This is a genomic window from Methylobacterium sp. TK31 (genome assembly GCF_055361545.1).
In genome coordinates this window covers 3,129,289-3,152,806 of sequence record NZ_CM143964.1, presented here as the reverse complement: position 1 = coordinate 3,152,806, position 23,518 = coordinate 3,129,289, and the positions used below count along the sequence as shown (strand labels likewise).

The following is a 23,518-nucleotide window of genomic DNA, read 5'->3' as shown; positions in this document are numbered from 1 at the left end:
CGTCCGGCGTCAGTTCGCCATCTGCGGCGTCAGGATCCGGTCGCTCGGGAAGTCGTAGATCTTGCCGGATTCGTCGAAGTCCGGGCTCGCGAGGCGCACGAAGTGCGGCGCGAGGTCCTCCGGGGTCTTCAGGGTCGTCTCGTCCTCGCCCGGCATCGCGGCCTTGCGCATCGCGGTCCGCAAGGGGCCGGGATTGAGCAGCATGGCCCGCACCGGCGTCGTCGCCGTCTCGGCCGCGTAGGTGCGCACCAGGGCGTCGAGGGCGGCCTTGGAGACCGAGTAGGGTCCCCAATAGGCCCGGCACTTCTGCGCGGCGCCGGAGGTGACGAAGATGGCCCGGCCCGCATCGGAGGCCCGCAGCAGCGGATCGAACGAGCGGATCAAGCGGTAGTTCGCCGTGACGTTGATCTCCATCACCTGCGCCCAGGTCTTCGGCGTCACGTGCCCGATCGGCGTCAGGTTGCCGAGGATGCCGGCATTGCCCACCAGGATGTCGAGGCGCTTCCAGCGCTCGTGGATGCCCGCGCCCAGGCGGTCGATGGCGTCGTAGTCGGTGAGGTCGAGGGGCACCAGGGTGGCGCTGCCGCCCAGGCCCCGGATGGCGTCGTCGAGCTCCTCGAGGCCCCCTTGCGTCCGGGCGACGGCGACGATGTGGGCGCCGGCCTGCGCCAGGGCGAGGGCGGCGGCGCGGCCGATGCCGCGCGAGGCGCCGGTGACGACGGCGAGGCGGCCGGCCAGCGGCTGGGTCGGGTGGCTCATCGGGCGCTCAATCGGCTTCGGCGAGCATGGCGAGGCGGCGCGGCCCCGCGATGGCGAGGTCGGTCAGGCCGGTCGGGTAGTCGCCGGTGAAGCAATGGTCGGTGTATTGCGGGCAGGCCTCGTCGCGGCGCTCCTCGCCCATGGCCTTGTAGAGGCCGTCGATGGACAGGAAGGCCAGGGAATCGGCGCCGATGTAGCGGCGCATGCCCTCGAGATCGTGGGTGGCGGCGAGCAGCTTCTCCCGCTCCGGCGTGTCGATGCCGTAGAAGTCCGGGTAGGTGATCGGCGGCGAGGCGATCCGGAAATGTACTTCGCGGGCGCCGGCCTCGCGCATCATGCGCACGATCTTCACCGAGGTGGTGCCGCGCACGAGGCTGTCGTCGACCAGCACGATGCGCTTGCCCTCCACCACGGCGCGGTTGGCCGAGTGCTTCATGCGCACGCCGAGCTCGCGCACCGACTGGGTCGGCTGGATGAAGGTGCGCCCGACATAGTGGTTGCGGATGATGCCCATCTCGAAGGGCAGGCCGGTCTCCTGGGCGAAGCCGAGGGCCGCCGGCACGCCGGAATCCGGCACCGGGATCACCACGTCCGCCTCGGTCGCCGATTCCCGGGCGAGCTCGTGGCCGATGTTCTTGCGCACGGCATAGACGCTCTTGCCGTTCACCACCGAATCCGGGCGGGCGAAGTAGATGTACTCGAAGATGCACGGCCGCATCGGCCGGGCCGGGGCGAAGCGGATCGATTCGATGCCCTCTTCCGAGATCACCACGATCTCGCCGTTCTCGACGTCGCGGATGAACTTGGCGCCGATGATGTCGAGCGCGCAGGTCTCGGAGGCCAGGATGTAGCGTCCGTCGAGCTCGCCCAGCACCAGGGGGCGGATGCCCATCGGGTCGCGGGCGCCGATGAGCTTCTTGTTGGTGAGCGCCACGATGGCGTAGGCGCCCTCGATCTGGCGCAGGGCCTCGGTGAAGCGCTCGACGATGCGCGGCGCCCGGGAGCGGGCGGCCAGGTGCAGGATCACCTCGGTGTCGGAGGTCGACTGGGTGATGGCGCCGTCGCGCACGAGGTCGCGGCGGATGGACAGGGCGTTGGTCAGGTTGCCGTTATGGGCGACGGCGAGGCCGCCGCTGGCGAGTTCGGCGAAGAGCGGCTGCACGTTGCGCAGGATGGTGCCGCCGGTGGTCGAGTAGCGCACGTGGCCGATGGCGGCCGGGCCCTCGAGATGCTCGATGGTCGAGCGGTCGGAGAACGAATCCCCGACGAGGCCGGGCCGGCGCTCGGAATGGAAGACGGCGCCGTCGAAGGAGACGATGCCGGCCGCTTCCTGGCCGCGGTGCTGCAGGGCGTGCAGGCCGAGGGCGACGATGGCGGAGGCATCCGGATGGCCGAAGATGCCGAAGACGCCGCATTCCTCGCGCAGCGTGTCGCCGTCGCGGTCGAGACCGTCCACGACCTCGACGGGGGGGCGGGCGCTCGACTTGGCTACAGACATGATGATGTCGTTCCCTGCTTGGCCCCGCGCGAAACCCGCCCGGGCACCGTCAAGAAGCCGTCATGTAATCGGCCTTCGCGCCGCAACCAAGCGCGCGGCGACGCAGGTCAGCGTCGCGGGGCGGGCGTGGCTGGCGCCTCGGTGCGGCGCTGGGCCGGGACCTCGCCCTCCGGCGGCTCGACGGGGTCGGCCGGGGTCTCGGTCTTCGGCTTCTTGAACTGCTTCAGCAGCCCCTCGGGATTCTCCGGCAACTGGGCCACCAGGGCCTCGCCGGACTTCTCCAGCATCGGGCGGCTGCGGGCCTCCGAGGCCCAGGGCGGCATCTTGCCCTGCACGAGCCAGGCCAGGAACACCCAGCCGATCACGCAGATCAGGAAGCCGCGGCCCGCCCCGAACAGGAAGCCGAGGGAGCGGTCGATCGCGCCGATGCGCGAGTCGAGGATCATGTCCGACACCTTCACGGTGATGATGGACACCACGATCAGCGTCACCAGGAAGATCGCCGCGATCGAGGCCACCAGGGCGACGGTGGCGTTGGTCACGTGCTGGCTGACGGTGGGCAGCAGGAGCGGGTGGAATTTCCAGGCGATGGCGGCGGCGGCCACCCAGGCGATGATGGCGAGCACCTCGCGGGTCGCGCCGCGCACGGCCGCCAGGAGCGCCGAGACCACGACGATACCCAGCACCACGAGATCGAGAACGGAGAACGGCATCTCTGACGATTGTCACTTCATGGGGCGGAGCGGCGACGATGACCGGATCGTGCGGCTTCCCCCGGCCGCGGCCCTGTATATCGTGCGGAAACTCGGCCGTCACCCTGGCGTGGCGGCCCAATCCCGCCCCGGTCCCGTCTGTGTCCTCGGCGGTGCGAGGCTGGCATGGACGCATCGTCGGACGGTTCCGGACGGCAATACCTCGTGCCCATCGCCGGGTTGTTCAGCGGTGTGCTGATCGTCTCGCTGATCCTGGCTGGCAAGATCGTCTCGGTCGCCGGCCTCACCTTCAGCGCGGCGGTGATCGTCTTCCCGCTCTCCTACCTGTTCGGCGACATCCTCACCGAGGTCTACGGCTATGCCAGCGCCCGGCGGGTCGTCTGGGCGGGGTTCGCGGCGCAGCTCGTCTGGATCGCCAGCTACACCATCGCGGCGGCACTGCCGCCGGCGCCGTTCTGGCCGCACCAGGCCGCCTTCGAGGCGGTGCTCGGCGCGACCCCGCGCCTGGCGCTCGCCGGGATGGCCGCCTACCTCGTCGGCGAGTTTGCCAACGCCTACGTGCTGGCCAAGCTGAAGGTGCGCCTCGCCGGCCGCAACCTCGCGGCGCGCCTCGTCGCCTCGACGGTGCTCGGACAGGCGATCGACACCGCCCTGTTCGTGACCATCGCCTTCGCGGGCACCTTCGCGGCGGCGGATCTCGTCCGGATCGGGCTCAGCGCCTGGGTGCTGAAGGTGCTCTGGGAGATCCTCGCCCTGCCGCTGAGCCTGCCGCTGATCCGCTGGCTCAAGAGCCGGGAGGGCGAGGACGCGGACGACCGGAACACCGACTTCAACCCGTTCCGCCTGAAGGCCTAATCGTCGTCGCCGTAATCGGGCGGGTTGTGGCCGCGGCGCTGGGCGACCCGGCGCGGCCCGTTGCTGGCGATGCCCGCCACCATGTCGGCGATGTGGCGCAGGGCCTCCGTCGACAGGGCGTCGCTGCCGCCCTCGCCGCGCCCCTGCGGCATCACCGCCTTGGCGAAGCCGAGCTTCAGCGCCTCCTTGAGCCGGGCCGGCGCCTGCGCCACCGGGCGGACCGCGCCCGAGAGTCCGATCTCGCCGAAATACACCGTCTCGGGGGGCAGCGTCGCTCCCGACAGGGACGAGACCAGGGCGGCGGCGACCGCGAGATCGGCCGCCGGCTCGGAGATGCGCAGGCCGCCCGCCACGTTGAGATAGACGTCGTGGGTGCCGAGGCGGATGCCGCCATGGGCCTCCAGCACCGCCAGCACCATCGACAGGCGGTTCGGGTCCCAGCCCACCACGGCCCGGCGCGGCATGCCGAGGGAGGAGGGGGCGACCAGGGCCTGGATCTCCACGAGCAGGGGCCGCGTGCCCTCCATGCCGGCGAACACCGCGGTGCCGGGGGCGGCGTGGTCGCGGCCCGCCAGGAACAGCGCGGAGGGGTTCGGCACCTCGGCGAGGCCCATATCGGTCATCTCGAACACGCCGATCTCGTCGGTGGGCCCGAAGCGGTTCTTCACCGCGCGCAGGATGCGGAAATGGTGGCCCTGGTCGCCCTCGAAGGAGGCGACGGCGTCGACCATGTGCTCGACCACGCGGGGGCCGGCGATCTGCCCGTCCTTGGTGACGTGGCCGACGAGGATGACCGCCGTGCCGGTGGTCTTGGCGAAGCGGATCAGGGTCTGGGCGGAGCCGCGCACCTGTGTGACCGTGCCGGGGGCGGATTCCACCGTCTCGGTCCACATGGTCTGGATCGAATCGATGATCGCGAGCGCCGGGGGACGGCCCTGCGACAGGGTCTCGACGATGTCCTCGACATTGGTCTCGGCGGCGAGTTCCACGTTCGCCGAGGACAGGCCGAGGCGCTCGGCGCGCAGGCGCACCTGCGCCACCGCCTCCTCGCCGGAGATGTAGACCACGCGCTCGCCGGTGCGGGCCATGGCGGCGGAGGCCTGCATCAGGAGGGTCGACTTGCCGATGCCGGGGTCGCCGCCGAGCAGGATCACCGAGCCGCGCACGAAGCCGCCGCCGGTGACGCGGTCGAGTTCGTTGATGCCCGAGGGGATGCGCGGGGCCTCCTTCACCTCGCCGGTGAGGCCCTCCAGGGCGAAGACCCGGCCGCGGGCGCGGCTGGGGCGCGTCTTGACCGGCCCGGATTGCGGGCCGGTGGCCCCGGTCTCCTCGACGATGGTGTTCCAGCCGTTGCAGGCCTCGCAGCGCCCGCGCCAGCGATTGTAGACCGCCCCGCAGGACTGGCAGACGAAGGTCTGTTGAATCTTGGCCATCGCGATTCCGCTGGAAGGGACGATTCGGCGCCGCCCCGTCCGGCGGGTCTCAGGCGTCGTGTCCTGTCACATAATGGCGAACATAGCGAGAACCCAGCCCCGTCAGGATCTCGTAGCCGATGGTGCCGGCGGCCCGGCCGACCGCATCGACGTCGAGGCCGTCCCCGATCAGGGTGGCGGTGCTCCCGCGCCGGACGCCGGGCACCTCGGTGACGTCGAGGATGATGAGGTCCATCGAGATCAGCCCGAGGATCGGGCAGCGCACGCCGTCGACCAGGGCGACGCCGCGCCCGCTGGCGGCGCGCGGATAACCGTCGGCATAGCCCAGCGACAGGGTCGCCAGCCGGCGCGGCCCGGGAGCTCGCCAGCGGGCGTTGTAGCCGCAGGTCTCGCCGGTCGCGACGTCGCGGATCTGCGCGACCTTCGCCTCCAGGCGGACGACGGGCCGCATCGGGTTCGGCTTCCACGGGGTCGGGTTGCCGCCGAACAGGGCGTAGCCGGGCCGCAGCAGGTCGTGATGCGCGTCCGCGCCGAGGAAGATCCCCGAGGAATTGGCGAAGGAGCCGGGCAGGCCGGGATGCGCGGCCCGGACCCGCGCGAAATCCGCGACCTGGCGCGCGTTGATCGGGTCGCTCGCCAGCTCGGCGCTGACGAGGTGGGTCATCAGGAGGGCGATGCCGGCCTGCGCGATCACCGGATCGCCCGAGAGCGCCAGGGCCTCGGGCACGGCGAGGCCGAGCCGGTTCATGCCGGTGTCGACGTGCAGGGCCGCCGGGAGGGTCCGGCCGGCGGAGCGTGCCAGGGCGGCCCACTCGGCGAGTTCCTCGCGGCTGCCCAGGACCGGGCGCAGGTCGTGCGCGACCAGGGTCGGGCCGAGGCCGGGCAGGAGGCCGTTCAGCACGTAGAGCGTCGCCTCGGGCAGGACGGTGCGCGCTTCGATCGCCTCGGCCAGATGCGCGACGAAGAAGGTCCGGCACCCGGCCGCCCACAGCACGGGGGCGACCCGGGCGAGGCCGCAGCCATAGGCGTCCGCCTTGACCACGGCGGCACAGGCCGCCTCCGGCGCCTGGGCACCGAGCCGCCGCCAGTTCTCCGCGATCGCCGCGAGGTCGATGGTCAGGTGGGCGCCGTGGGTCGCGGGCCGTTCGATGTGTTGATCCATACGCGTCATTGCGGGGCCATTGGACGGGAGCACCTCGCTCGCCCCGGGGTCAGCCATAGCACACCGTCGCGCCGGGGCGCCGGAGGCGCGAAACATCGAACCCCTCGTGTTTGTGGATTCCGGGCTCCGCTGCGCGGCCCCGGGATGCCGCTCAGTCTCGCTCGCAACCGGGCAAGCCCCGGCACACCGTCATTCCGGGGCGCCGCAGGCGAGCCCGGACCCGCAGGGGCGCGCCAGCGGCGCGCAATCCAGAACCGCCGACAGCATAAAGTCTTGTACCACCTATGTTTCTGGATCCCGGGCTCCGCTGCGCGGCCCCGGGATGACTCGGTGCTTCGCGTCGGCTTCCGGCCTGGTCGCAGCCAAAGCCAACCCCGTCATTCCGGGGCGCCGCAGGCAAGCCCGGAATCCAGAACCGCCGACAGCATAAAGTCTTGCACCACCTGTGTTTCTGGATCCCGGGCTCCGCTGCGCGGCCCCGGGATGACTCGGTGCTTCGCGTCAGCTTCCGGCCTGGTCGCAGCCAAAGCCAACCCCGTCATTCCGGGGCGCCGCAGGCGAGCCCGGAATCCAGAACCGCCGACAGCATAAAGTCTTGCACCACCTGTGTTTCTGGATCCCGGGCTCCGCTGCGCGGCCCCGGGATGACGGGAATCTCACCGCAGTCAGTGCTCGGTTTCCCGCTCTCTGCGGCGAATCAGTCCGGAGGATGTCCCAGCTTCTTCTCGGGCGAAGGAATGATCGATCCGGCAGGCCGCCTGCCTTACATCTGCTCCGGCAAACGGTCGGATTGGGCGAGGTCCGAGAAGCGCGTGATGTTGGCGTCGAACTGCAGCTCGACGGTACCGGTGGGGCCGTGGCGCTGCTTGCCGAGGATGACCTCGGCCTTGCCGTGCACGCGGTTCATCTCGGCCTCCCAGGCGAAGAACTCCTCGGTGCCTTCGCGGGGCTTCTTGTTGTTGACGTAGTATTCCTCGCGGAAGACGAACATCACCACGTCGGCGTCCTGCTCGATCGAGCCCGATTCGCGCAGGTCGGCGAGCTGCGGGCGCTTGTCCTCGCGGTTCTCCACCTGACGGGAGAGCTGCGACAGGGCGATGATCGGCACGGCCAGTTCCTTGGCGAGCGCCTTCATGCCGGTGGTGATCTCGGTCATCTCCTGCACGCGGTTGTCGCTGCGCTTGCCGCTCCCTGAGAGCAGCTGCAGGTAGTCGACGATGAGGAGGTCGAGGCCCTTCTGGCGCTTGAGGCGGCGGGCGCGGGCGGCGAGCTGCGCGATGGAGATGCCGCCGGTCTGGTCGATGTAGAACGGGATGGTCTGCATGTCCCGGGCGGCGTCGGTGATCTTGTAGAACTCCGCCGGCTGGATGTCGCCGCGGCGGATCTTGTAGGACGGCACGCCCGACTGCTCGGCGATGATGCGGGTCGCCAGCTGCTCGGCCGACATTTCGAGGGAGAAGAACCCGACGATGCCGCCGTTCTTGGTCTCGGTGCGGCCGTCCGGCAGCTTCTCGGCCTGGTAGGCCTTGGCGACGTTGAAGGCGATGTTGGTGACGAGCGAGGTCTTGCCCATGGCCGGGCGGCCGGCGAGGATGATCAGATCCGAGCGCTGCAGGCCGCCCATCTTGGCGTCGAGATCCGACAGCCCGGTGGCGATGCCCGAGAGCTTGCCCTCGCGCTGGTAGGCCTTGGCGGCCATGTCCACCGCGGCCGTGAGGGCGTCGGAGAACTTCTGGAAGCCGCCGTCGTACTTGCCCGATTCGGCGAGCTCGTAGAGGCGTCGCTCGGTGCCCTCGATCTGGTCGCGGGGCGAGGATTCCACCGGGGCCTCGTAGGCGCCGTTCACCAGGTCCTCGCCGATGGTGATCAGCCGGCGGCGGATGGCGAGGTCGTAGATGGTGCGGCCGTAATCGCCCGCGTTGATGACGGTGGTGGCCTCGGCCGCGAGGCGGGCGAGGTACTGCATCACCGTCTGGCCGCCGAGATCGGCGTCGCCCAGGTAGGTCTTCAGGGTGATCGGCGTGGCGAGCTTGCCGGCCTTGATGAGCTGGGAGGCCACCTCGAAGATCTTGCGGTGGACGTCCTCCATGAAGTGCTCGGGCAGGAGGAAGTCCGAGATCCGGTAATAGGCGTCGTTGTTCACCAGGATCGCGCCGAGCAGGGCCTGCTCGGCATCGATGTTGTGCGGCGCGACGCGGAATTCCTGCGCGACGGGCTGAAGGTTGGCCGTCAGGGCGTTGGGCAGGGCCATGGGCTGATTCGAGGCTCCGACTCGTCGATTCATCGTCCGCGCGGTGGTCCGCCGCCGCGCGTCGCTATCGCCCGACCATGGCGCCGGCATGGTTAGCCGAACCTTAGCCGATTCGCGCTTTGCGGCCTCTCGCCCCGGCGACACCGCTTCCACGGCGGGGCGTGCGAGGGGACCGGTCGCAGAAACGCCCGCCATCCTCGCGGGTGGCGGGCGTCCATGCTGGAACAAACGAGGAACTAGTCAACCGCTAAGGGCACTCATCCCCATTGTTCACCGTGCTGTGGCGCGATTACTCGCGGTCGTCGCCGGCCTCGGCGAGGGCGGCGCCGACCTCGAGGCCGAGGTCGTCGAGGTTGAACGCCTCACGCTCGGTGGTCGACTCGCCGCGGGCCTGACGCTCGGCCTCTTCCGGCGAACGGGCGACGTTGACGGTGATCGAGACCTCGACCTCGGGGTGCAGCACGATCGGGACGGTGTGCAGGCCGAGGGTCTTGATCGGCTGGTTGAGGGCGAACTGGTCGCGGCCCACGGTGAAGCCGTCGGCGGTGACGACCTCGGCCAGATCGCGGGTCGAGACCGAGCCGTAGAGCACGCCGGTCTCGCCCGACTGGCGGATGAGCACGAAGCTCTTGCCCTCGAGGGTCTCGGCGACGGACTGCGCCTCGGACTTGCGCTCGAGGTTGCGGGCCTCGAGCTGGGCGCGCTGGGTCTCGAAGTGCTTCTTGTTGCCTTCGGTGGCGCGCAGGGCCTTGCCGCGGGCGAGCAGGAAGTTGCGGGCGTAGCCCGGCTTCACGTTCACGGTCTCGCCCATCTGGCCGAGCTTGGCGACGCGCTCGAGGAGGATGACTTCCATGGTCTTGGTCCTTTGGTTTGCGGGGAGGGTCAGGGTCGTCCGGCCGCGTCGCGGGGACGGCGGCGGTCGAGGGCGGTATCGGCGATGCCGAACAGGGTCAGGGCGAGGAGCGCGACGCCCTGGGTGAAGAAGAGGATCAGGTAGAGGCCGAACAGCAGGGCGAGGCGCCCCGGCCGGCCGCGGCTGCGGTCGTGGAAGGCGGCCAGGCCCTGGATCGCGAAGGCGGCGCTGAGCGCTCCCGCCACGGCGACGCCGAGCACGCCCGGATAGCCCGGCACCAGCGCCAGCAGCATCGCCCCGGCGAGCACGGCCATCACCCGGCGCGGCATCATCGTGGCGGCGAGGTCCGGCCAGGGCCGCAGCAGCCGGCCCGAGACGCGCACGATGCGGGCCGCGGCCCAGAGGTAGAAGGTGAGCAGCACCGTCAGGCCGTGGGTGGCGAGGCCGGGCGCGACGGCCGCGAGCGCGTTGGCGACCTCGGTCCGGGTCGCCTCGGCGGGGTCCTGCGGGCCCGGCTCGGCCGGAGCCTCGGCGCCGGCGTCCGGCGCGGCCGGCTTCGGAAGGGGCGCGCCCGGATTGGCGGCGCGGTCGGCCCGGACCTGGATCAGCGTCCGGGTCATGCCCCGCAGCTGGGATTGGAAGGTCTCGTAGTTTGGCGCCGCGATCACCGCGATGGCGACGAAGGCGAGGCCGGCCGTGCCGGCGGTCCAGGCGAGCAGGCGCCCGGTCGGGTACCATTCCATGGTGCCGTCGGCGTTCGCGCGGCCGAGCAGGGCGAGGTAGGCGAGCCACCAGGCGGGCAGGGCCAGATAGGCGAAGAAGCCGAGGCCGAGGAAGGGCTGGACCACGACGGCCAGGGCCAGCGCGCCGGAGACGGCGGCGACCAGGGCGGCCCGGTGGCTCCAGCCGAGCCCCACGATCAGGATCGGGAGCGGGGCGAGCAGGTAGAGCAGGATCGCGAGCGCCGTCGCCTTCAGCAGGACGCCGAAGAGGAGGGCGGAGACGAGGCCCGCGCCGATACCGATGCCGAGAAACTGTGTCATCAATCCCGCTGTCCCACTGTCCCGTTCCGGGCAGGGTTAGAGGCGCCTGTCGCCCCAACGACTCCCGGCCTTCCCCGTCGGATCGGCCGGTACGAACCTGTATGCCGCGCGTGCGGCGGGGTGCCCCGGCCCGCGCGAGGCGGGCCGGGGCGAGCGCCGGGGCGCTTACTTGATCACGTAGGGCAGGAAGCCGAGGAAGCGGGCGCGCTTGATCGCCTGGGCGAGCTCGCGCTGCTTCTTGGCCGACACCGCCGTGATGCGCGACGGCACGATCTTGCCGCGCTCGGAGACGTAGCGCGACAGGAGCTTGACGTCCTTGTAGTCGATCTTGGGCGCGTTCGCGCCCGAGAAGGGGCAGGTCTTCCGACGACGGAAGAAGGGGCGGCGTCCGCCGCCCGCACCACCACCAGCTCCGCCAGCGGCGGGCGCACCGGGTCCAGCACCAAATGCCATGACTTAAGCCTCCCCGCCGAAGCTGCGCTCGGGGCGGTCGCCCCGGTCGCCGCGATCACCACGGTCGCCGCGATCGCGGTCGCCGCCGAATCCACCACCGCCGAAGCCTTCGTCGTCGCGACGACGGCCGCGCTCACGATCCTTGCGGTCGTCGCGGTCGCGCTTCTGCATCATCGCCGACGGCTCGGACTCGAGCTCTTCGACGCGGACGGTCATGAAGCGCAGGACGTCCTCGGAGATCTGCATCTGGCGCTCCATCTCAGCGAGCGCCGCCGGGGGGGCGTCGACGTTGAGGAGCGTGAAATGCGCCTTGCGGTTCTTCTTGATGCGGTAGGCGAGGGACTTCACGCCCCACATCTCGATCTTCTCGACCTTGCCGCCATTGGCTTCGATGACGCCCTTGTAGGTCTCGACCATGGTCTCGACCTGCTGGGCCGTCACGTCCTGGCGCGCCAGGAAGACGTGTTCGTAGAGAGGCATTAACGGGCCCTTCATATCCAAAGGGACCCGACGGCACGGGATACGTGCGGAAAAGGGAGCGTCGGGCCGGTTCATACGCAGTCGCCCGGCGCCAAGCCCTTCGAGCCGTTTGAAGGCCCGAGCGGTTGATCGAAGGCGGAGACACGGGACGACGGGATGGGCCTTTTCGCGAGGCCTGCCCCTGTGCCGAACGAATCGACACCGTCCGTTCAGCCCCCAGCCGGAGCGAACGCGAGGGGTGGCGCATAAACGAGTCGGTGGGGAATGGCAAGGCGGGGCGGTCGTCCCGGACCGCCGACCGGTCGGCGCAAGCCGCCGATTAGGCCGCGTCGCCCGCGAAGATCGCCGCGATCTCGGCCTCGCCGAGGACCCGGTATTCGCCTGGCGCCAGGTCGTCCGGCAGGCTGAGGCCGCCGACGCGGTCGCGGTGCAGGGCGGTGACGTGGTTGCCCAGCGCCGCGAACATGCGCCGGACCTGATGGTAGCGGCCCTCGTGCAGGGTCACCACCGCAGCGGTCTCGCCCTCGGCTTCGAACCCCACCGGCAGGAGCGGCTTCTCCTCGCCCTCCAGCATCAGCGTGCCGGAGGAGAGGGCCGCGCCCTCGGTGCCCGTCAGCGGGCGGTCCAGGGTGACGCGGTAGCGCTTCGCGACGTTCGCCTTCGGGGCGATGATCCGGTGCAGCAGGGCGCCGTCGTCGGTGAGGAGCAGGAGGCCCGAGGTCTCCTTGTCGAGGCGCCCGACCGTCGAGAGGGCCGGGTCGCGCCGGCGCCAGCGCTCGGGCAGCAGGCCGTAGACGAGGGGGCCGGCCTCCTTGTGCGAGCAGGTGACACCCAGCGGCTTGTGCAGCATCAGGGTCAGGCCCGGCGGCGGATCGAGGGGTTCGCCGTCCACCGTCATCCGCTGCGCGAGGTCCGGCGTCACCGGGATGCGCTGATCCGCGTCGCGCAGGGGCGTGCCGTCGAGGACGACGAGGCCGGCGCGGGTGAGGAGGGCGATCTCCCGGCGCGAGCCGTAGCCCATGTTGGCGAGCAGCCGGTCGAGGCGCAGGTTGGCGGCCTTGGTCTTCGTCACCGGCGCGCCTCGTAGATCTTGTAGCCGCCGGCGGAGGCCTTGAGCTCCACGCTCTTGAAGGCGGCCTTCAGGGGCGCCTCGTAGGGCAGGTGGGTGTTGGCGGTGAGCCAGAGGCTGCCGCCCGGGCGCAGGGCTTCCGCCGCCCGGCCGATGAAGGCCTGGCCGAGGGCCTGGTCCTCGGCGCCGCCGTCGTGGAAGGGCGGGTTCATCACCACGAAGTCGAGGCGCGTCAGGCCGAGGCCGCCGGCGCGGATGTCGGCCCAGCGCAGGGTGGCGCGCGGATCGCCGACGTTGCGCGTCGCCATCTCGACGGCGCGCCGGTCGAGGTCGATCAGCGCCAGGGCCGTCACCTTGGGCGAGTGCAGGACCGCCCGGGCGAGGATGCCGAGGCCGCAGCCGAAATCCGCGCCGGCACCGGCGAGCGGCGGCAGGTTGGCGAGGAGCAGCGCCGTGCCCGGGTCCAGGCGGTCGTAGGAGAAGATCCCGGCCTGGGTGCAGAGGGCGAGGTTGTCGATGTGGCGGGGCCCACCCTCGTGGATCGCGTCCTCGAGGCCGGTGGCCGCCTCCGGGCGCGTGCCGACGCAGATCCGGTGGTGGCGCCGCGCCTCCTCCTGGACCGTGCAGCCGAAGCCGGTGAGTTCCTTGGCGAGGCGGCTGCCGCCGCGATCCTTCGGGGCCAGGGCCGTCAGGCGCCCGCCGGGCCGCAGGGCCTTCAGGCCGAGCGCCAGCACGTAGCGCCGCTCGATCGTCCCGGCGGGCGCGAGGATGTCCAGGCGGTCCAGGCTCCCGGGCGCCAAATCCTCGAGGCGGGCCGCGCCGGGGATCAGCGGCGAGACCTGCACCGCGTGCGGGGGCACCTCCACCAGTTCCAGGGGCGGCGCGCCGTAGACGGCTTCCGAGACAGGCATAGTGGACATCGTAACGGGATCCGGCGCGACGGCGCGCGCGCCTCGACGGCTCAGGGCGTGACAGGAAATCGGGAGGCTCGGCCAGCGCGCGACAAGAATCGCCGCGGCGTCGAACTCCCTTTCTCATAGCCCATGCTCAGCCGCGCGGGAACTCCAGACCCATCTCCCGGTAGCGCGCCGGATCGTCCGCCCAGTTCTCGCGCACCTTCACGTGCAGGAAGAGGTGTACCGTCTGCTCGGCCGCTTCCGCGATCTCGTGGCGGGCCGCCTGCCCGATCGCCTTGATGGTCTGGCCGCCCTTGCCGAGCACGATGGAGCGCTGGCTCTCGCGCTCCACGAAGATCGTCTGCTCGATGCGCACCGAGCCGTCGGGGCGCACCTGCCACTGGTCGGTCTCGACGGTGGAGCGGTAGGGCAGCTCCTCGTGCAGGCGGTCGTAGAGCTTCTCGCGGGTGATCTCGGCGGCGAGCATCCGGATCGGCGCGTCCGAGACCTGGTCCTCCGGGTAGAGCCAGGGGCTCTTCGGCATCATGCCGGCCAGCGTCGTCTTCAGCGCCTCGATGCCGTCGCCGTTGAGCGCCGAGACCATGAAGGTGTGCTGGAACGGGATGCGCTCGTTCAGGGAGGCCGCGAGGGCCAGCAGGCGGTCGCGCGGGATCAGGTCGATCTTGTTCAGGATCAGCACCTTGGGCCGCTTCACGTCCGGCAGCTTGGCCAGGATCGCCTCGACCTCGTCGGTCACGCCCTTGCGGGCGTCGATGAGCAGGCAGACGGCGTCCGCATCCGAGGCGCCGCTCCAGGCCGAATGCACCATCGCCCGGTCGAGGCGGCGCTTCGGCGCGAAGATCCCGGGGGTATCGACGAGGATGATCTGCGCGGTCTCGTGCATGACGATGCCGCGCACCAGGGCGCGGGTGGTCTGCACCTTGCGGGAGACGATCGAGACCTTGGTGCCGACGAGGCTGTTCAGCAGCGTCGACTTGCCGGCATTGGGAATACCGATCAGCGCCACGAAGCCCGCGGTGGTGTTCTCCGGCATCCTCACCGCGGGGAGCGGCTGCAGGGGCGGGGGGGCGAAGTCGTCGTCGCCGTCGAAATCGTCCTCGGGCAGATCGTCTTCCGGCAGATCGTTTTCGGGGAGATTGTCTTCGTGGAGATTGTCTTCGGGCAGCGCGTCGTCAGGCATCGGAGGCATGTCCTTCATCGACGTCCGCCGACGTCTCCTTGGTTCGGGAGGTGTGGGGGCCGGTGATCTCCCGCTCCAGCACGAGGCGGGCGGCCTCCTGCTCGGCGAGGCGTTTCGAGGGGCCGACGCCGATGCCGGCCTCCAACCCCTCGACGCGGACCGCGATGTGGAACACCGGCGCGTGGTCCGGCCCGGAGCGATCCACCACGTCGTAGACCGGGATCGGCAGGGCGCGGGCCATGGCCCATTCCTGCAGGGCCGACTTGGCGTCGCGGCCGCGCGGGGCCGCCGTATCGGTGTCGGGGGTGAAGGCGGCGTTGACGATGCCCTTGGCGACCTCGTAGCCGGCATCGAGGAACACCGCGCCGAGGATCGACTCGCAGACATCCGCGAGGATGGTCTGGTTGCGCCGCCCGCCGCTCTGGACCTCGCCGGGGCCGAGGGCGAGGTGCGGGCCGACGTCCCAGGCGGTGGCGACGGCGGCGCAGGTCTCGCGCCGCACGAGGCCGGCGAGGCGCCGCGACAGCTCGCCCTCGTCGGCCTGCGGGAAGGCGTCGTAGAGGAGGTCGCCGATGGCAAGGCCGAGGACGCGGTCGCCGAGGAATTCCAGGCGCTGGTAGCTGCCGAGGCGGCCATTGCCGCCGGCCTTGCTCACGTGGGTGAGGGCCTGGGCGAGCAGCCTGGGATCGGCGAAGACATGGCCGATCCGGGCCTCGAGCACCGCGAGGTCGGGCTTCGGACGGGGCGCGCGCCGCGCCCGGCTGGAGGGACGCGCCTCTTCGGTCACGATGTCTGGCGTCCTAGTGGATGGTCGTGAACAGCCGGTTCCAGCGCACCTTCGCCGGCCAGTTCCAGATCTGCCACGCCGGCGTGCCTTCGTCGATGGAGAAGAAGATCATCTCGGCGCGGCCGACGAAGTTCTCGAACGGCACGAAGCCGACATTGGCGAGATCGCGCGAATCGGTCGAGTTGTCGCGATTGTCGCCCATCATGAAGAAGCGGCCCTGCGGCACGGTATAGGGCTCGGTATTGTCCCAGTAGCCGTTGTCGCCGTCGCGCTCGATCACCCGGTGGGTGACGCCGTTGGGCAGCGTCTCGAGGTACTGCTCGGCCTTGGCCTGCTCGCCATAGGGCCCGGTGGTCTCGAAGGGCGCGATCTTCTCGCGCTTCACCGGCACGTCGTTGATGTAGAGCAGCCCGGCCTTCATCTGGACCTTGTCGCCCGGCAGGCCGATGACCCGCTTGATGTAGTCGGTGGAATTGTCCTTCGGCAGCTTGAACACCGCGATGTCGCCGCGCTTGGGCTCGGCTGCCCAGACCCGGCCATCGGCCGTGAACGGCAGGTACTCGCTCAGGGGCAGGGAGTATTTCGAGTAGCCGTAGGAATATTTCGAGACGAACAGGTAGTCGCCGATCAGCAGCGTCGGGACGAGGGAGCCGGACGGGATGTTGAAGGGCTGGAACAGCAGCGTGCGCACCACGAGCGCGATCAGCAGCGCCTGTCCGCCGACCTTCAGCGTCTCCTTGATGCTCGCCCAGGTGCCGGTGTCAGCAGCCTTGAGGTCATGCTTGGTCTGCTGGTCCACGCGGGCACGTTCCATCTGGCTGCCATCTCCGGTTCGACGCTGGCACCCGGATTCCGGGCGGCTTCCGTCGTCGACGGTCGACCGGCGGCATAGACCATGCGGAAAGGCGCCGCAACGCGGGGCCTCGTCGGCTAAGTCTGCACCGTGCTGTCCGGCACCGCCTCGATGATCACGAACGCCTGAGCCATGGGCGGATCGTCCGTGAGGGTGATGTGCAGCTTCGGCACGTGTCCGGCCGGGACCATCGCGGCGAGGTGTTCGGCCGCCGCCCCGGTCAGGCGCAGGGTCGGGCGGCCGCCGGGAAGATTGACCACCTCCATGTCGCGCCAGAACACGCCCCGGGCGATGCCGGTGCCGAGCGCCTTGGCGCAGGCTTCCTTGGCGGCGAAGCGGCGGGCGTAGGACGGCGCCCGCGCCGCGCGGGCGTCGCACTTGGCGCGCTCGCCGTCGGTGAAGACCCGGTGGGTGAAGCGCTCGCCATAGCGCTCCAGCGACTTCTCGATCCGGCGGATGTCGCAGAGGTCGGAGCCGATGCCGAGGATCATGCCCGGGCCGCGTCCATGGCGGCGCGCATGTCGCGGATCGCCTGGGGCAGGCCGACGAAGATCGCCTCGCCGATCAGCGCGTGCCCGATGTTGAGCTCCGCGATCTCGGGCAGGGCCGCCACCGGGCCGACGCTGTCGAGGGCGAGGCCGTGGCCGGCATGGACCTCGAGGCCGATCCCCGCGCCGTGGGCGGCCGCCCGGGTGATCCGCTCGAGTTCGCGGGCGGTGCGCGGCGCGTCGCCCTCGGCAACCGCCTCGCAGTAGCTGCCGGTGTGGAGTTCGACCACCGGCGCCCCGAGCCGCAGGGCCGCGTCCATCACCGCCTCGTCCGGCTCGACGAAGAGGGAGACCCGGATGCCGGCCTCCGAAAGGCGGGCGATGCGGGGCCGCAGCGAATCCCGGCCGCCGACGATGTCGAGGCCGCCCTCGGTGGTGCGCTCCTCGCGCTTCTCCGGCACGAGGCAGGCGGCGTGCGGCTTCAGGCGGATCGCCATCCCGATCATCTCGTCGGTGGCCGCCATCTCGAAGTTGAGCGGCACCGTCAGGATGCGCGCCAGCGTCTCCATGTCGGCGTCGCGGATGTGCCGGCGGTCCTCGCGCAGGTGCGCCGTGATGCCGTCCGCCCCGGCCTCCACCGCCGCGCCGGCCGCGCGGATCGGGTCCGGCGCTGCGCCGCCGCGGGCGTTCCGGACGGTCGCGACGTGGTCGATGTTGACGCCGAGCCGGAGGCGGCTCGGCCGGGGGGCGGGGGACGACATCGATTCGGACTCCGGGCACGGGCAGGGCGCCCTGACGGAACGGCGCACGCGCCCCTACATAAGGGAGGCGGGGCTTCAGGGGGATACGGCGCGCGATGGGTTTTCTCGACGGACTGCTCGGCCACGGCAGCGATCTCTCGCCCACGGAGGTGAACGAGCAGATGGCCGGCATCCTCACCGAGGGCGAGCCGGTCCAGGTCGCATTCCGGCTGATCCGAGACCTCATCGTCTTCACGGACCGCCGCCTGATCCTGGTGGACAAGCAGGGCATCACCGGCCGCAAGGTCTCGTACCTGACGGTCCCCTACCGGGCGATCACGTCGTTCTCCGTGGAGACGGCGGGCAGCTTCGACCTCGACTCGGAACTCGCCATCTGGGTGTCGGGCCGGGCCGAGCCGATCCGCAAGACCCTGAAGCGGGGCGCCAACATCCTGGGCATCCAGCAGGCGATCGCGGCCTCGATCCGCTGATCGCGACGGCGTCGGCAAACCTTGCCTCCGCGGGCGGCCTCTGTTAAGGCCCCGCCCATTCCACACGCGGAGCCGGCCTCATGCCTGAATGAGGCGTTTCCGGTGGTCGTCGTCCCTCGGGCGCGATCGCTTCCTCCGCGGCGGTACCAACCGGAGAGTACAAAGACATGGCCGTTGATTTCACCATGCGTCAGCTTCTCGAGGCCGGCGCCCACTTCGGACACCAGGCCCACCGCTGGAACCCGAAGATGCAGTCCTACATCTTCGGGACGCGCAACAACATCCACATCATCGACCTCGCCCAGACCGTGCCGGCCCTCCACCAGGCCCTGCAGGCGGTGAGCGACACCGTCGCCAAGGGCGGTCGCGTGCTGTTCGTCGGCACCAAGCGCCAGGCGGCCGACACCATCGCGGAAGCCGCCAAGCGCTCGGCCCAGTACTACGTCAACTCCCGCTGGCTCGGCGGCATGCTGACCAACTGGAAGACCATCTCGGGCTCGATCCAGCGCCTGCGCAAGGTCGACGAGACCCTCGACGGCGGGGCCCAGGGCCTCACCAAGAAGGAGCGCCTGATGCTCGCTCGCGAGAAGGACAAGCTCGAGAAGGCGCTCGGCGGCATCAAGGACATGGGCGGCGTGCCGGACCTGCTGTTCGTGATCGACACGAACAAGGAGCAGCTGGCGATCAAGGAGGCCCAGCGCCTCGGCATCCCGGTGGCGGCCATCGTCGACACCAACTGCAACCCGGACGGCATCACCTACGTCGTCCCGGCCAACGACGACGCCGGCCGAGCCATCGCGCTCTACTGCGATCTGATCGCCCGCGCCGCCATCGACGGCATCTCGCGCGGCCAGGGCTCGATGGGCATCGATCTCGGCGCCTCCGAGGAGCCGGTCGCCGAGGAGCTGCCGGCCAACGACGACGCGGCGACCTCCGTCGAGTCGGGCTCGGTCGACCAGGCCGACGTCGCTGCCCTCGTGGAGTCCACCGAGCACTTCGAGCTGCTCTCGGCGCCCCGCGGCGCACCCGACGACCTGTCGAAGCTCCACGGCGCCGGCCCGCAGATCGTGCAGAAGCTCAACGAGGCCGGCATCTACCACTACTGGCAGCTGGCCTCCATGAGCGCCGACGACGTCGCCAAGGTCGATGCCGACCTGAAGCTCAACGGCCGCATCGTCCGCGACGGCTGGGTCGACCAGGCCCGCGGCTTCGTCGAGGCCGCCGCCGCCGCCTGATCCCGCTTCGGCGGCCCGTCATCGGGCCGCCATCGCCAGGTCGGACACTGCTTCCTGAAGCCCGGCGCTTTCCAAGAGCGCCGGGCTCAGTCGCTTCAAAAGACTTCGCTCCCCACGAAACGTCCGCTTCAGAAGACGTCCCCCCGGGACGGCTTCGCATCTGACAAGACACGGAAAGGACCCGCCATGGCCAACATCACCGCCGCACTGGTGAAAGAGCTCCGCGAGAAGACCGGCGCGGGCATGATGGACTGCAAGGGCGCGCTCAACGAGACCGATGGTGACATCGAGGCCGCCGTCGACTGGCTGCGCAAGAAGGGTCTCGCCAAGGCCGCCAAGAAGGCCGGCCGCGTCGCCGCCGAGGGCCTCGTCGCCGTCGAGTCCGCCGGTCACCACGCCGCCATCGTCGAGGTGAATTCCGAGACCGACTTCGTCGCCCGCAACGACGGCTTCCAGGCCTTCGCCCGCGAGGCCGCCAAGCTCGCGCTCGACACCGACGGCACGCTGGAGGGCCTCGAGGCCGCCACGTTCCCCGGCGCCTCGACCACGGTCAAGGAGAGCCTCGCCAACCTCATCGCCACCATCGGCGAGAACATGACCCTGCGCCGGGTCGCCAAGCTCGACGTGACCAAGGGCGTGATCGCCTCCTACGTCCACGGCCAGGTGGTTGAGGGCCTCGGCAAGATCGGCGTGCTCGTTGCGCTGGAATCCGAGGGCGACGTCGAGGTGCTCTCCACCCTCGGCCGACAGATCGCCATGCATGTCGCCGCCACCAACCCGGTGGCGCTCGATGCCGCCGGCGTCGACCAGGCGACCCTCGACCGCGAGATCAACATCCTGCGCGAGAAGAACGTCGGCAAGCCCGAGAACGTGCTCGCCAAGATCGTCGAGAGCGGCCTGAAGAGCTACTACAAGGAGGTCACCCTCCTGGAGCAGCCCTTCGTGCATGACGGCTCCAAGACGATCAGCCAGGTCCTCAAGGAGGCCGAGGGCAAGGCCGGCGCGCCGGTCAAGCTCACCGCCTTCGTGCGCTACGCCCTTGGCGAGGGCATCGAGAAGGAAGAGGCGCCCGACTTCGCCTCCGAGGTGGCCGCCGCCGCGCGCGGCTGATCCCGTCCTTCCCGCGCCGGCTGGCATCGGCAGGAAAGTCTCGGTTTGTCAGGAGGGGCGGCGGCAGACATGCCGCCGCCCCTCGACGTTCCGGCCCTCCTTGGGCTAGACACCCCTCCGCTTCCGATTGGCTCTCCGACCTGATCCAGGCCGGGTTTGAGGGGACTGGCTCGATGCCGGAGACCACACCGTTTCGCCGCGTCCTCGTGAAACTCTCCGGCGAGGCCCTGGCGGCTCCGGACGGGTACTGGCTGCATCCCCCGACCCTGGCCGGCATCGCCGACGACATCGCCCGCACCCGCGAGGCCGGCGTCCAGATCGCCCTGGTGGTCGGCGGCGGCAACATGATCCGCGGGGCGCGCATCTCGGCCGCCGGCTGGATCGACCGCGCCACCGGCGATTCGCTGGGCATGATGGCGACGGTGATGAACTCGCTCGCCCTGGAGACGGCCCTGAACGCCGCCGGCGTCCCGGCGCGCACGATGTCGGCGGTCTCCATGCCGACCATCTGTGAGACCTATGCCCGCCAGCCCGCCCTGCATCACCTCGACAAGGGACAGGTGGTGGTCCTCGCCGGCGGGACCGGAAACCCGTTCTTCACCACCGACACCGCCGCCGTCCTGCGGGCGGCCGAGCTGCGCTGCGACGCGGTGCTCAAGGCCACGCAGGTGGACGGCGTCTACTCCGCCGATCCGAACCGCGACCCCACCGCCACCCGCTACGACCGGCTGACCCACGACGAAGCGATCGCCCGCGATCTCAAGGTGATGGACACCGCCGCCTTCGCGCTCGCCCGCGAGAGCCGCCTCTCGATCGTGGTCGGCTCGGTCCACGCACCGAGCTCGATCCTGGCGATCCTCACCGGCGGCGCCCCGGCGACCCAGGTCGTGCCCTGAACGCCCGAGCAGCCGTCGAGTATCGCCCCGCCCTCGGGACAAGTCCCCAGAAGTCCCCGGGGAGTTCGGGCGTAGGCCCGTCAGCGTTTGTTGAGGTTTTTCGGTTCTGCTGTTCCATCGAGCCGCTCGCGATCGCGTGCGGCGGTCGCTGAGCACGGTCGATGCCTCTCTCGCAGATTGTCTTCTACAGTCACAACCTGCTGACGTTGCATGGGGGTACCCTGCGCGACATGGTCCGGGACATCCTGGCGTCGTGCAACCGCTACGATCGGGCGTCCGGCTTCACCGGTGCACTGGTCTTCAACGAGAAGTTCTTCCTGCAGGCCATGGAAGGAGACGCGGTCACACTCTCCGATCAATTGTGGACGCTTGCGGCGGATAGCCGCCACAGCGGCATGGTCCTGATCGCGGCGCGTACGATCGAGCAGCGCGACTTCCGGGGCTGGACCGTCGGCTATGCCGGGCATTCCGACCCGCTCGACACGCTCTACCTCCGGTACGGCCCGAAGCCGAAGCTCGATCCGACGCAGATGTCCCTCGCCGGCGCGGTCGGCCTCCTGCGCGCCTTCGCCGAGGTCGACGGAAACCACTTCGTGCAGCGATCCGGTGCCGCGGCTCCGGCCGCCGCCAAGGCGTAGGCCCGGACCGCGCCGATCCCCCGAAGCGTTTCCCGGCCAAACGGCATCACGCCATTTGCGACCCACCGGATTTTGGTTCATTGAGGCCCACGAACGGGCCCCGGCGGCCCGGCCCATTCCCTCCAGTTCGCGTCGGGACAGTCCAGCATGGCAGCCATTCCAGAATTCGACCTGAATGACATCAAGCGTCGCATGCAGGGCGCCGTCGCTTCGCTGAAGGGCGATCTCGGATCTCTCCGCACCGGCCGGGCGACGCCCAGCATCCTCGATCCGATCCAGGTCGACGCCTACGGCGCGATGATGCCGATGGCCCAGGTTGCAACCGTGAGTGTGCCCGAGCCGCGCCTCCTCAGCATCTCGGTCTGGGACCGCGGCATGATCGGTGCCGTCGAGAAGGCGATCCGTGAATCCGACCTCGGCATGAACCCGCAGACCGAGGGGCAGACCATCCGCCTGCGGGTGCCGGAGATGAACGAGCAGCGCCGCAAGGAGATGGTCAAGGTCGCGCACAAGTACACGGAGGAGGCGCGCGTCGCCGTCCGCCACGTGCGCCGCGACGGTCTCGACCACCTCAAGAAGCTGGAGAAGGACGGCGCCATCAGCGAGGACGACGAGAAGCGTCAGGCCGGCGAAGTCCAGAAGGCCACCGATCAGTTCATCGCCGAGATCGACGGCGTGCTCGCCGTCAAGGAGAAGGAGATCATGCAGGTCTGAGTTCCCGGAGAGGGGATCGGGACCACGTGTGATCGGCACGAGAGACGGCTGGGGGAGAAGCGCGTTGGGTCGCTCAGAAGGCGCGCGTCAGATCGAGACGGCGAGGGGGCACGGGTCGGAGACCGGGCTGGGCGTCTCCGACGCTGGGGCAGCGGTCTATCCGGGCACCCCCGCGCCCGCCGTGGCGCCGGCGCCGGCCCATGTCGCCATCATCATGGACGGCAATGGCCGCTGGGCCGCCGGCCGCGGGCTGCCCCGCGTCGAGGGGCACCGGCGCGGCGTCGAGGCTGTCCGCCGCGCGGTGCGTTCGGCCATCGAGCTCGGCGTGCGCTACCTGACGATCTACAGCTTCTCCTCCGAGAACTGGCGCCGGCCCCCCGCCGAGGTCGCGGACCTGATGGGCCTGATGAAGCTCTTCGTCCGCCGCGATCTGGCGGACCTGCACGGCAACAACGTCCGCATCCGCATCATCGGCGAGCGCGACGGCCTTCCGCCCGACATCGCCGGCCTGCTCGACGAGGCCGAGCAGCGCACGCGCGCCAATACCGGGCTGACCCTGATCGTGGCCTTCAACTACGGCGGGCGCCAGGAGATCCTGCGCGCCGTCCGCACGCTTGCACGGGCGGTGGCGGCCGGCCGGCTGGCGCCGGAGGCGATCGACCTCGACACCCTCACGGGGGCCCTCGACACCACGGGGATTCCGGACCCGGACCTCGTGATCCGCACCTCCGGCGAGCAGCGGCTGTCCAACTTCCTCACCTGGCAGACGGCCTACGCGGAATACGTGATCGTTCCGGAGTTCTGGCCGGACTTCGACCACGCCGCCTTCCGGGCCGCCATCGACGAATACCACCGCCGCGACCGTCGCTTCGGCGGCCTCAGCGGCAAGGCCGGCTGACC

At 70.3% G+C, this 23,518-nt stretch carries 25 protein-coding genes; 8 read left to right on the top strand and 17 right to left on the bottom strand.

Annotated features, from left to right (window positions below; translation table 11 throughout):
* Positions 1–9: 9 nt before the first annotated feature.
* The 3 genes from ACXJY8_RS14620 to ACXJY8_RS14610 form a co-directional block, all read right to left on the bottom strand.
* Positions 10–759, bottom strand: coding sequence for an SDR family NAD(P)-dependent oxidoreductase (locus ACXJY8_RS14620; RefSeq protein WP_463770061.1), 750 nt, complete (start codon positions 757–759; stop codon positions 10–12).
* A 7-nt stretch (positions 760–766) separates the two neighbouring features.
* Complete coding sequence (purF, locus tag ACXJY8_RS14615) at positions 767–2,257, bottom strand: amidophosphoribosyltransferase (protein ID WP_463770059.1); 1,491 nt, start codon at positions 2,255–2,257, stop codon at positions 767–769.
* A 107-nt stretch (positions 2,258–2,364) separates the two neighbouring features.
* Entirely contained in the window at positions 2,365–2,970 is a 606-nt protein-coding gene (locus tag ACXJY8_RS14610) for a CvpA family protein (protein WP_056218968.1), read from the bottom strand.
* Positions 2,971–3,135: 165 nt separating this feature from the next.
* On the opposite strand from ACXJY8_RS14610, the gene ACXJY8_RS14605 reads away from it, so the two are divergent.
* Entirely contained in the window at positions 3,136–3,825 is a 690-nt protein-coding gene (locus ACXJY8_RS14605) for a queuosine precursor transporter (protein ID WP_463770057.1), read from the top strand.
* On the opposite strand, the gene radA is transcribed toward ACXJY8_RS14605, so the two are convergent.
* The 14 genes from radA to ACXJY8_RS14535 form a co-directional block, all read right to left on the bottom strand.
* Positions 3,822–5,258 (bottom strand): DNA repair protein RadA, encoded by a 1,437-nt coding sequence (gene radA / locus ACXJY8_RS14600; protein WP_463770055.1) that lies wholly within the window; start codon positions 5,256–5,258, stop codon positions 3,822–3,824. The two genes, ACXJY8_RS14605 and radA, sit on opposite strands and share 4 nt — an antisense overlap.
* 49 nt (positions 5,259–5,307) lie before the next feature.
* A complete protein-coding gene (gene alr / locus ACXJY8_RS14595; protein WP_463770053.1) occupies positions 5,308–6,420 on the bottom strand; it encodes an alanine racemase in 1,113 nt (370 codons plus the stop codon).
* Between the two features lie 763 nt (positions 6,421–7,183).
* Entirely contained in the window at positions 7,184–8,671 is a 1,488-nt protein-coding gene (locus ACXJY8_RS14590; protein ID WP_463770051.1) for a replicative DNA helicase, read from the bottom strand.
* Positions 8,672–8,960: 289 nt separating this feature from the next.
* Complete coding sequence (gene rplI, locus ACXJY8_RS14585) at positions 8,961–9,524, bottom strand: 50S ribosomal protein L9 (RefSeq protein ID WP_463770049.1); 564 nt, start codon at positions 9,522–9,524, stop codon at positions 8,961–8,963.
* A 29-nt stretch (positions 9,525–9,553) separates the two neighbouring features.
* Positions 9,554–10,567, bottom strand: coding sequence for a DUF2232 domain-containing protein (locus tag ACXJY8_RS14580; protein ID WP_463770047.1), 1,014 nt, complete (start codon positions 10,565–10,567; stop codon positions 9,554–9,556).
* A 165-nt stretch (positions 10,568–10,732) separates the two neighbouring features.
* Entirely contained in the window at positions 10,733–11,020 is a 288-nt protein-coding gene (rpsR, locus tag ACXJY8_RS14575; protein WP_056173092.1) for a 30S ribosomal protein S18, read from the bottom strand.
* Positions 11,021–11,023: 3 nt separating this feature from the next.
* A complete protein-coding gene (gene rpsF / locus ACXJY8_RS14570) occupies positions 11,024–11,500 on the bottom strand; it encodes a 30S ribosomal protein S6 (RefSeq protein ID WP_055956175.1) in 477 nt (158 codons plus the stop codon).
* A 319-nt stretch (positions 11,501–11,819) separates the two neighbouring features.
* Positions 11,820–12,521 carry a pseudouridine synthase gene (locus ACXJY8_RS14565; protein ID WP_463780653.1) on the bottom strand — a complete coding sequence of 234 codons (702 nt, stop codon included), beginning with the start codon at positions 12,519–12,521 and terminating at the stop codon, positions 11,820–11,822.
* A gap of 47 nt (positions 12,522–12,568) precedes the next feature.
* A complete protein-coding gene (locus ACXJY8_RS14560; RefSeq protein ID WP_463770044.1) occupies positions 12,569–13,489 on the bottom strand; it encodes a class I SAM-dependent methyltransferase in 921 nt (306 codons plus the stop codon).
* A gap of 127 nt (positions 13,490–13,616) precedes the next feature.
* On the bottom strand, positions 13,617–14,519 hold the full coding sequence (gene era, locus ACXJY8_RS14555) for a GTPase Era (RefSeq protein WP_463780651.1): 903 nt from the start codon (positions 14,517–14,519) through the stop codon (positions 13,617–13,619).
* Between the two features lie 139 nt (positions 14,520–14,658).
* A complete protein-coding gene (gene rnc / locus ACXJY8_RS14550; RefSeq protein ID WP_463770042.1) occupies positions 14,659–15,453 on the bottom strand; it encodes a ribonuclease III in 795 nt (264 codons plus the stop codon).
* Between the two features lie 13 nt (positions 15,454–15,466).
* The gene (lepB, locus tag ACXJY8_RS14545) at positions 15,467–16,267 is read right to left on the bottom strand and encodes a signal peptidase I (protein WP_463770040.1); all 801 of its coding nucleotides are present in this window, start codon (positions 16,265–16,267) and stop codon (positions 15,467–15,469) included.
* A gap of 116 nt (positions 16,268–16,383) precedes the next feature.
* The gene (gene acpS, locus ACXJY8_RS14540; RefSeq protein ID WP_463770038.1) at positions 16,384–16,797 is read right to left on the bottom strand and encodes a holo-ACP synthase; all 414 of its coding nucleotides are present in this window, start codon (positions 16,795–16,797) and stop codon (positions 16,384–16,386) included.
* Positions 16,794–17,555 (bottom strand): pyridoxine 5'-phosphate synthase, encoded by a 762-nt coding sequence (locus tag ACXJY8_RS14535; protein ID WP_463770036.1) that lies wholly within the window; start codon positions 17,553–17,555, stop codon positions 16,794–16,796. Before ACXJY8_RS14535 ends, acpS begins: the two co-directional genes overlap by 4 nt.
* A 95-nt stretch (positions 17,556–17,650) precedes the next feature.
* Between ACXJY8_RS14535 and ACXJY8_RS14530 the strand changes: the two genes are divergently transcribed.
* From ACXJY8_RS14530 to ACXJY8_RS14500, 7 genes are all read left to right on the top strand, one after another.
* Positions 17,651–18,025, top strand: coding sequence for a PH domain-containing protein (locus ACXJY8_RS14530; protein ID WP_463770034.1), 375 nt, complete (start codon positions 17,651–17,653; stop codon positions 18,023–18,025).
* A 167-nt stretch (positions 18,026–18,192) separates the two neighbouring features.
* Entirely contained in the window at positions 18,193–19,260 is a 1,068-nt protein-coding gene (locus ACXJY8_RS14525; protein WP_463770032.1) for a 30S ribosomal protein S2, read from the top strand.
* Positions 19,261–19,446: 186 nt separating this feature from the next.
* The gene (gene tsf, locus ACXJY8_RS14520; RefSeq protein ID WP_463770030.1) at positions 19,447–20,370 is read left to right on the top strand and encodes a translation elongation factor Ts; all 924 of its coding nucleotides are present in this window, start codon (positions 19,447–19,449) and stop codon (positions 20,368–20,370) included.
* Between the two features lie 173 nt (positions 20,371–20,543).
* Positions 20,544–21,266 carry a UMP kinase gene (gene pyrH, locus ACXJY8_RS14515; RefSeq protein ID WP_056219019.1) on the top strand — a complete coding sequence of 241 codons (723 nt, stop codon included), beginning with the start codon at positions 20,544–20,546 and terminating at the stop codon, positions 21,264–21,266.
* Between the two features lie 161 nt (positions 21,267–21,427).
* On the top strand, positions 21,428–21,904 hold the full coding sequence (locus tag ACXJY8_RS14510; RefSeq protein ID WP_463770027.1) for a BLUF domain-containing protein: 477 nt from the start codon (positions 21,428–21,430) through the stop codon (positions 21,902–21,904).
* A gap of 147 nt (positions 21,905–22,051) precedes the next feature.
* Positions 22,052–22,618, top strand: a complete 567-nt coding sequence (frr, locus tag ACXJY8_RS14505; RefSeq protein WP_463770025.1) for a ribosome recycling factor — start codon at positions 22,052–22,054, stop codon at positions 22,616–22,618.
* A 64-nt stretch (positions 22,619–22,682) separates the two neighbouring features.
* Entirely contained in the window at positions 22,683–23,516 is an 834-nt protein-coding gene (locus ACXJY8_RS14500) for an isoprenyl transferase (protein ID WP_463770023.1), read from the top strand.
* Positions 23,517–23,518 lie beyond the last annotated feature (2 nt).